Raw genomic sequence first — 7887 nt, 5'->3', positions numbered from 1 at the left:
GTGACCACATCCCACTGTGGGAGCGAGCCTGCTCGCGAAGAGGCCCTGTCAAACGATGAAGATCTTACTTGGCCGCCACTTTCTCGGACTTGCCGTCATAGCGCTTGCGCCACTCGGTCAGGATTTCGTCTCGGTTCTTCGACGCCCAGGCAAAGTCGTTCTTGATCAAACGCTGCTCATAGTCAGCCGGCAATTCGGTCTGCGGCTTGGCGATACCCGGTTGGGCGAGTACGGCGAAGTTCTCTTTGTACAACTCCATCGCCTCAGGACTGGCCGAGAAGTCCGCGAGTTTCTTTGCCGCGTCTTCATGTGGCGTGCCCTTGATCACGGCAGTCGCTTCGATCTCCCAGCCCAGCCCTTCTTTCGGCAGGATGATGTCCAACGGCGCACCCTGGCGCTTCAGTTGCACAGCCGGATACTCGAAGGAAATACCGATCGGGAATTCACCCGCCGCTGCCAGTTTGCAGGGCTTGGAGCCGGAGTGAACGTACTGGCCGATGTTCTGGTGCAGGTCGTCCATGTACTGCCAGCCCTGCTTCTCGCCGAAGGTCTGCAACCAGGCGCTGACGTCGAGGAAACCGGTACCGGACGAAGCCGGGTTAGGCATGACGATCTTGCCCTTGTACTCAGGCTTGGTCAGGTCTTGCCAGCTCACCGGTTTGGTCAGGCCTTGCTTCTCGGCTTCGACGGTATTGAAGCAAATGGTCGCGGCCCAGACGTCCATGCCGACCCACGCTGGCGGGTTGGCGGCATCGCGGTAGTTGCCGCCGATTTTGCCCAGGTCCTTCGGCGCATAGCTTTGCAGCATGCCTTGCTGGTCGAGGATGGCCAGGCTCGAAGCGGCCAGGCCCCAGACCGCGTCAGCCTGAGGGCGGGCCTTTTCCGCCAGCAGCTTGGCGGTGATGATGCCGGTGGAATCACGTACCCATTTGATTTCTACGTCCGGGTTGGCCTTTTCGAACGCTTGCTTGTAGGTCTTCAGTTGTTCGGCTTCGAGGGCGGTGTACACCGTCAACTCGGTTTTCGCCGCAAAGGCGTTCAGGCTGAAAGCGGTGAGGACAGCGGCGGCCAGGGCCATAGGCTTGAACATGATCTTTTCCTGTTTTTGAGTTGAGGGGTGTGTACGGAGTCAATGACCGGGCGTGGTCTGCCGCCAGGCCTGCGAACGGCGCAGCAAGCCGCGCGAAGCCCAGGCCAGCAGCAGGGACACGCCTGCCGAGGTGAACAGAATCAGGGTCGACATCGCCGCCGCGCCGCCGACGTTGCCGGCGTCGTCCATGTTCAGTACCGCCACCGCCGCGAGGATGGTGTCGGGGCTGTAAAGGAAGATCGCTGCCGAGACGGTGGTCATGGCTGAAACGAACAGGTAGCGCACGATGTCCAGCAGCGCTGGCAGGCAAATCGGCACGGTGACCCGCAGGTAATGCCGGTACAGCGGCGCCTTGAGCGACAGTGCGGCCGCTTCGAACTCAGCGTCGAGCTGGCGCAATGCGGTGGTCGCAGTCATTTGTGCGGTGGTCAAATAGTGAGCAATGGTGCAGACCACCAGCAGGGTCATGGTCCCGTAGAGCACGTGCAGCGGATTGCCGGTGAGGTTGAAGAAGAAGACATAACCCAGGCCAAGCACCAGACCCGGTACCGCCATCGGTACGAAACTGAGCATGCGCAGGGTCAGATTCAGTCCGCGCTGGCCCTTGGTTTTTTCCATCAGGTACGCACCGGTGAAGATCAGCACGCTGCCGATCAGCGCCGTGCACAACGCCATCTTCACGCTGTTGCCGTAGGCCAGCCAGCCACCGCCCGCCGTGTCGTTGAACTGGTAGTGGTTCAAAGACAACGACAGGTTGTATGGCCAGAATTTCACAAGCGACGAGAACACTGCCATGCCAAACACCAGCAGCAACGCAGCGCAAATCAGCAGCACGATGGCGAGGTAACAGCCGTCGCGCAGCTTCGACGGCGCCGGCTTGAAGACTTGGGCGCGGCCACTCATGGAGTCGCCATGACGCCGACGCAACCAGGCATCGACACCAAAGCTGAACAGCGCCGGCAACAGCAACACCATGCCGATCAATGCACCGCGACCGAACTGCTGTTGACCGACCACGGCTTTGTAGGCTTCCAGCGCCAGCACTTGATAGTCGCCACCGACCACCACGGGCACGCCGAAGTCGGTAATGGTCAAGGTGAACACCAGGCAGAACGCGGCGAATACCGCCTGGCGCGTCGCCGGCCAGGTGATGCTGCGAAACGCTTTAGCCGGACCGGCGCCCATGCTGGACGCGGCATCGAACAGACGCGCATCCGCCAGGGACAGGGCTGACAGCAGAATCATCAAGGCGTGTGGGAAGGTGTAGATGACCTCCCCCAGCACAATGCCCCAGAAGCCGTAGATATTGTCCGAGAGTAAACCGCGCAGCATGCCCTGATTGCCAAACAGATAAACCAGTGCGATGCCCGGCAGCATCGATGGCGCCATCAGTGGCAGCAACGAGATCCCGCGCCAGATGCCTTTGCCCGCAATCAGCGTGCGTTGCAGGGCGTAGGCAAACAGATAGGCCAGCGGTACGACAATGGCCGCGACGCTGAGGGATACCTTGAGGCTGTTGCCCAGCAGCCAGTGAAAGTTGGCACTGGTCATCAATTCCCGCGCCGCCAGCCAGCCACCGCCCTGCCCGGCTTCGGAACTGAAACCGCGCCAGAAAATGGCCAGCAACGGCATCAATACAGCGACGCCGAGCAACACCAGCAACAGGACTTTGCCGCCAACCACAAACAGCCGATCACCGATCTCGGCACGAGAGACTGGCCGCACCTGCTTGCGCGGTAGCGGCAGCGCGATGTTCGCGCTCATCAGGCAAACACCTGCAGGCTGCGCGGTGGCAAGGCAACCATGATCTGCTGCGCACCGAGACGTGGCATGGCGTCCGGTGCCAGTTCGGCCAGTAAAGCGTGACCCGGCAGTTGATCGAGCTCGAAGCTCATGCGGCAGCGGTTGCCGAGAAAGGTGATTTCGCGAACCTTGGCCGGGAACAGGTTTTCTTCGTGCACCACGGGGTTGACGTTGATGGCTTCGGGGCGGCAGAACAAACGGCCCGAGGCGGTCTTGGCGCTGCCCTCGGCCAGGCGCAGGTTCATCCCGCCGACCCGGGCGTGACTGTCGCTGCCGCTGTGGAACGGCAACCAGTTGCCCTGGCCGACGAACTCCGCCACGAATGGCGTGGCCGGGCGGTTGTAGATGTCCTGCGGCGTGGCGTACTGCTCGACCTTGCCGTTGTTCATCACGGCGATGCGGTCAGCCATCAGCATGGCCTCGTCCTGATTGTGGGTGACCATCAGGGTGGTAACGCCGAGCTCCCGTTGCAGTTGACGCAGTTCGGTACACAGGTGCTCGCGGACACGGGCGTCGAGGGCCGACATCGGTTCATCCAGCAGCAACAACGACGGCGCCGGTGCCAAGGCCCGAGCCAGCGCGACCCGTTGCTGCTGACCACCGGACAATTGGCCCGGGTACTTTTTCTCACTGCCACTCAGGCCGACCAGTTCGAGCATCTGCCCGACACGCTGACGCACTTCATCGCGACCACTGCCGGCCAGGCCGTAGGCGATGTTCGCTTCGACGGTGAGATTGGGAAACAGCGCGTAGGACTGAAACAGAATGCCGTAGTCCCGAGCCTGCGGGGCCAGGTGGGAAACGTCACGGTCGCCCAGGTACAACTCGCCGCGGTCCTGCCGTTCAAGACCGGCGATGCAACGCAATAAGGTGGTTTTGCCACAACCGGACGGCCCGAGCAGACAGACCAATTCACCGGCCGCCACGTCGAGGGAAACGTTGTCCAGTGCAGTGAAGGCACCAAAACGCTTGTGCACGCCGCGCACTTTCATGGGTGCGCCGGGATTGGTCAGGATCGAATTGTTCATGGACGGACCTCATCTAACAGATGAAGGCCATCCTAGAGTTGTAATGCGTCCGTCATGTGGCAGTGAGGCAAAATCGGCCGATAGTGGTATTCGGGATTTTTGGTTCAAGTTTTGTGTTGTCTGATCTGCCGCCATCGCTGGCAAGCCAGCTCCCACAAGTCGTGCACAATCCTGTGGGAGCTGGCTTGCCAGCGATGAGGCCAGCATAGGCAATCGAAATCTCAGGCCGGAGACATTTCCTGCGCCACCCCAAGAAACGCCGCCGGCAACCGCGCGTTTTTGCGCTCCTTGAGGCAATACAAATACTCCGGCAGCAAGGGCGCATTCTCGATGCTCAGCACCCGCAACTGTGGATCGTGGGGCACTTCCTGGCGGGCGATGAGGCTGATGCCGATGTTGCGCAACACCGCTTCGCGGATCGACTCGCGGCTGCCGATCTCCAGCAACGGCCCGACACCCACTCCGGCGCCGGCCAGCAACTCTTCGGTCATGCGCCGGGTAGTCGAGCCCGGTTCGCGCATCAACAATGTGTGTCCGGCCAGCGCGCTGAGCGGTACATGGTCGTGGACCGCCAACGGATGATTGCGATGCACCGCCAGCACCAGCGGATCGCTGCCGAGCACCCGCCGGATCAACCGCGCATCCTCCAGCAACTGCGACGACGCCGCGACATCGACCCGGTATTCCTCCAGCGCTTCGAGTACCTGCTGGGAGTTGCCGATTTCCACCGACACCTCCACCTGCGGCAAGCGCTCGCGAAAGGTCTTCACCAGATCGAGGATGTAATACGGCGCCGTGGCGGCGATGCGCAATGTGCCTTGACCCTGGCCGCTGTTACGCAGGAAAAACTCGATGTCGGCTTCCTGCTGCATCAACGCCTTGACCATCGGCAGCAGGCGCGCCCCTTCGTCGCTGACGCTGAGACGGCGCCCGCCACGGTAGAACAGTTCCACCGAGTACTGGCTTTCGAGGTTGCGAATCTGAGTCGTCACCGTCGGCTGGCTCAGGCCGAGCTTTTTCGCTGCCAGGGTAATGCTGCCCAGGCGGGCAACCATGTAAAACGCCTTCAGCTCGGCACTCAGCACAACCATCCCTCTTCTTCTATTTGCGCAGCAGGCGCAAACCGTTGAACACCACCAACAGGCTCACGCCCATGTCGGCAAACACTGCCATCCACATGGTAGCGAGCCCGGCGAAGGTTACCCCAAGAAAGATCGCCTTGATGACCAATGCCAGGGCGATGTTCTGTTTGAGGATGCTCGATGTCTGCCGCGACAGACGGATGAAGGCTGGGATTTTGCGCAGATCGTCGTCCATCAGGGCGACATCGGCGGTCTCGATGGCGGTATCGGTGCCGGCGGCGGCCATGGCGAAACCAATTTCCGAACGCGCCAGCGCCGGGGCGTCGTTGATGCCGTCGCCGACCATGCCGACGTGGTGGCCCTGTGCATAAAGCGCTTCGATGGCTTGCAGCTTATCGGTCGGGAGCAGGTCACCCTGTGCCTGATCGATGCCGACCTGCGCGGCAATCGCCTGGGCGGTGTGGACGTTATCGCCGGTCAACATCAGGGTTTTGACGCCCAGCTCGTGCAGTTGCCGGATCGCTTCGCGGCTGGACGCCTTCACCGTGTCAGCCACGGCAAACAGCGCCAACGGGCCGGACTGGTCGAGCAACAGCACCACCGACTTGCCCTGTTTCTCCAGGGCGAACAGCTTGTCTTCCAGCGCCGGCGAGCACAGGCCCAGATCTTCGACCAAGCGATGGTTGCCTAAATGGTAGAGCTTGCCGTTGATCTCGCCGCGCACCCCGCGCCCGCCCAGGGCCTCGAAGTTATCCACAGCCAGCGGCGCCGATTGTTTATCCACAACCTCGTTGGCGATGGCCCGCGACACCGGGTGATCCGAACGACCGGCCAACGCCGCGGCAATCACCGGGGCCGATGCATCGGCGGTGGGATCGAGCGAGAGGTAATCGGTCTGCACCGGTTTGCCATGGGTGAGGGTGCCGGTCTTGTCCAGGGCCAGATAATCGAGCTTGTAGCCACCTTCCAGATAAACGCCGCCCTTTACCAGAATGCCCTTGCGTGCCGCTGCCGCGAGGCCGCTGACGATGGTCACCGGAGTGGAGATCACCAAGGCACAGGGACAGGCGACGACCAACAACACCAGAGCGCGGTAGATCCAGTCAAACCACAGAGCATTCATGAACAGCGGCGGAATCACCGCCACCGCCAGGGCCAGGATAAACACCGCAGGGGTGTAGATTTTCGAGAAGCTGTCGACGAATCGCTGGGTCGGCGCTCGCGCGCCCTGGGCTTGTTCAACGGCGTGGATGATCCGCGCCAGGGTCGAATGGTTCGCCGCGGCGGTCACGGCATATTCCAGTGAGCCGGCCTGATTGATCGTGCCGGCGAACACTTTGTCGCCAACCGTTTTCTCCACCGGCAGGCTTTCACCGGTGATTGGCGCCTGATCGATGGTCGAGTTGCCCGCCAACACCTCGCCATCCAGACCGATACGCTCGCCGGGCCGCACCCGTACCCGCGCACCAAGGTCGATGGTTTTCACGTCTTGCGCGGCCCAACTACCGTCGGCCTGCAACACCGTCGCCTGTTCCGGGGTCATCTGCATCAGGCCGCTGATGGCGTTACGTGCGCGATCCAGGGATTTGGCTTCAATCAACTCGGCCACGGTGAACAGGAACATCACCATCGCCGCTTCCGGCCACTGCCCGATCAGGATCGCGCCCGTCACGGCGATGCTCATCAGCGCGTTGATGTTCAGGTTGAGGTTCTTCAGGGCGATCCAGCCCTTTTTATAGGTGCCAAGGCCGCCACTGAGGATTGAGATCAATGCGATAACCGCGACTACCCAGTTCGGCGCGGCACTGGTGAAGTGGATCACTTCCGCCACCAGAGCACCGACACCGGACAGCGCCAACGGCCACCAGGGCTTTTTCCCCGGTGTCGTTGCCGGTGCTTCGGTGCCCTGATCCAGCGGCTCGGCCTGCATGCCAAGGGACTTGATGGCGTCGATGATCGGCGCGGTACTCGTCAGGTTGTGCGTGACACCCAGCACCCGATTAATCAGATTGAACTCCAGCTGCTGCACGCCAGTCAGTTTTCCTAACTTGTTCTGAATCAGCGTTTGCTCGGTGGGGCAGTCCATCGCTTCGATGCGAAAACTGCTCAGCCGCGCATCGGCACTGGGCGCCTCGCTCAACTGGATCAGCGAGGGCGTTGCGACTTTCGACGAACAGCAAGTATCACCATGGCCACCCTGTACATGAGGCTTCACGGGTTTGAATGTGCTGCAGCAAGCATCTTCGGGTTTGTGGGTGTGCAGGGAATCGCTCATGGGTTTCGTCCATAAAAGTGCCTGTTGCCAAGTAAAGACCCTGTAGCCACTATAGGGTCAAGCACCCTTTTTGGAGATCGTCGTCATGAAGATCGGAGAGCTGGCGAAACTCACGGATTGTGCAGTTGAAACAATCCGCTATTACGAACGCGAAAACCTGCTGCCGGAACCGGCACGCAGCGACGGCAACTATCGTGTCTACACCCAGGCCCACGCCGAGCGCCTGACCTTCATCCGCAACTGCCGCACCCTCGACATGACCCTCGAAGAAATCCGCAGCCTGCTGGCCTTTCGCGACAGCCCGCAGGACCAGTGCGAAAGCGTCAACGCGCTGATCGACGAGCACATCCACCACGTCAAGGCGCGGATCGATGGGTTGCTGGCGCTCCAGACACAACTGCTCGACCTGCGCCAACGCTGCAGCGAAGGGCCGGATATCGATCAATGCGGGATTTTGCAGCGGCTGGAGGTAAGTGGCGGGGTCGTTGCGACCGAGGTGGAGCATTCCCATGTGGGCCGCAGTCATGGCCACTGAGAACACTATAAAACCACTGTGGGAGCGAGCCTGCTCGCGAAAGCGATCAGCCATTCAACATTAACGTTGACTGA

At 61.2% G+C, this 7887-nt stretch carries 6 protein-coding genes; 1 reads left to right on the top strand and 5 read right to left on the bottom strand.

The annotated features are described in order from the left end of the window. Positions 1-64: 64 nt before the first annotated feature. The 5 genes from ACW9HW_RS27330 to ACW9HW_RS27310 form a co-directional block, all read right to left on the bottom strand. Positions 65-1090 carry a putative 2-aminoethylphosphonate ABC transporter substrate-binding protein gene (locus tag ACW9HW_RS27330; protein WP_095196333.1) on the bottom strand — a complete coding sequence of 342 codons (1026 nt, stop codon included), beginning with the start codon at positions 1088-1090 and terminating at the stop codon, positions 65-67. 39 nt (positions 1091-1129) lie between these two features. Continuing rightward, entirely contained in the window at positions 1130-2854 is a 1725-nt protein-coding gene (locus ACW9HW_RS27325; RefSeq protein ID WP_095196332.1) for a putative 2-aminoethylphosphonate ABC transporter permease subunit, read from the bottom strand. After that, complete coding sequence (locus tag ACW9HW_RS27320; protein WP_095196331.1) at positions 2854-3921, bottom strand: putative 2-aminoethylphosphonate ABC transporter ATP-binding protein; 1068 nt, start codon at positions 3919-3921, stop codon at positions 2854-2856. Before ACW9HW_RS27320 ends, ACW9HW_RS27325 begins: the two co-directional genes overlap by 1 nt. A 221-nt stretch (positions 3922-4142) precedes the next feature. After that, positions 4143-5006, bottom strand: a complete 864-nt coding sequence (locus ACW9HW_RS27315; protein ID WP_095196395.1) for a LysR family transcriptional regulator — start codon at positions 5004-5006, stop codon at positions 4143-4145. A gap of 16 nt (positions 5007-5022) precedes the next feature. Next, on the bottom strand, positions 5023-7278 hold the full coding sequence (locus ACW9HW_RS27310) for a heavy metal translocating P-type ATPase (protein WP_457402411.1): 2256 nt from the start codon (positions 7276-7278) through the stop codon (positions 5023-5025). An 85-nt stretch (positions 7279-7363) separates the two neighbouring features. Here ACW9HW_RS27310 and cadR point away from each other — a divergent pair, with 85 nt between their 5' ends. Beyond that, on the top strand, positions 7364-7813 hold the full coding sequence (cadR, locus tag ACW9HW_RS27305; RefSeq protein ID WP_007987649.1) for a Cd(II)/Pb(II)-responsive transcriptional regulator: 450 nt from the start codon (positions 7364-7366) through the stop codon (positions 7811-7813). Positions 7814-7887: the final 74 nt, after the last annotated feature.

This window comes from Pseudomonas sp. SDO5532_S415, assembly GCF_054071155.1.
The sequence above is the reverse complement of the archived record's forward strand: the minus strand, read 5'-3'. Positions and strand labels throughout refer to the sequence as shown.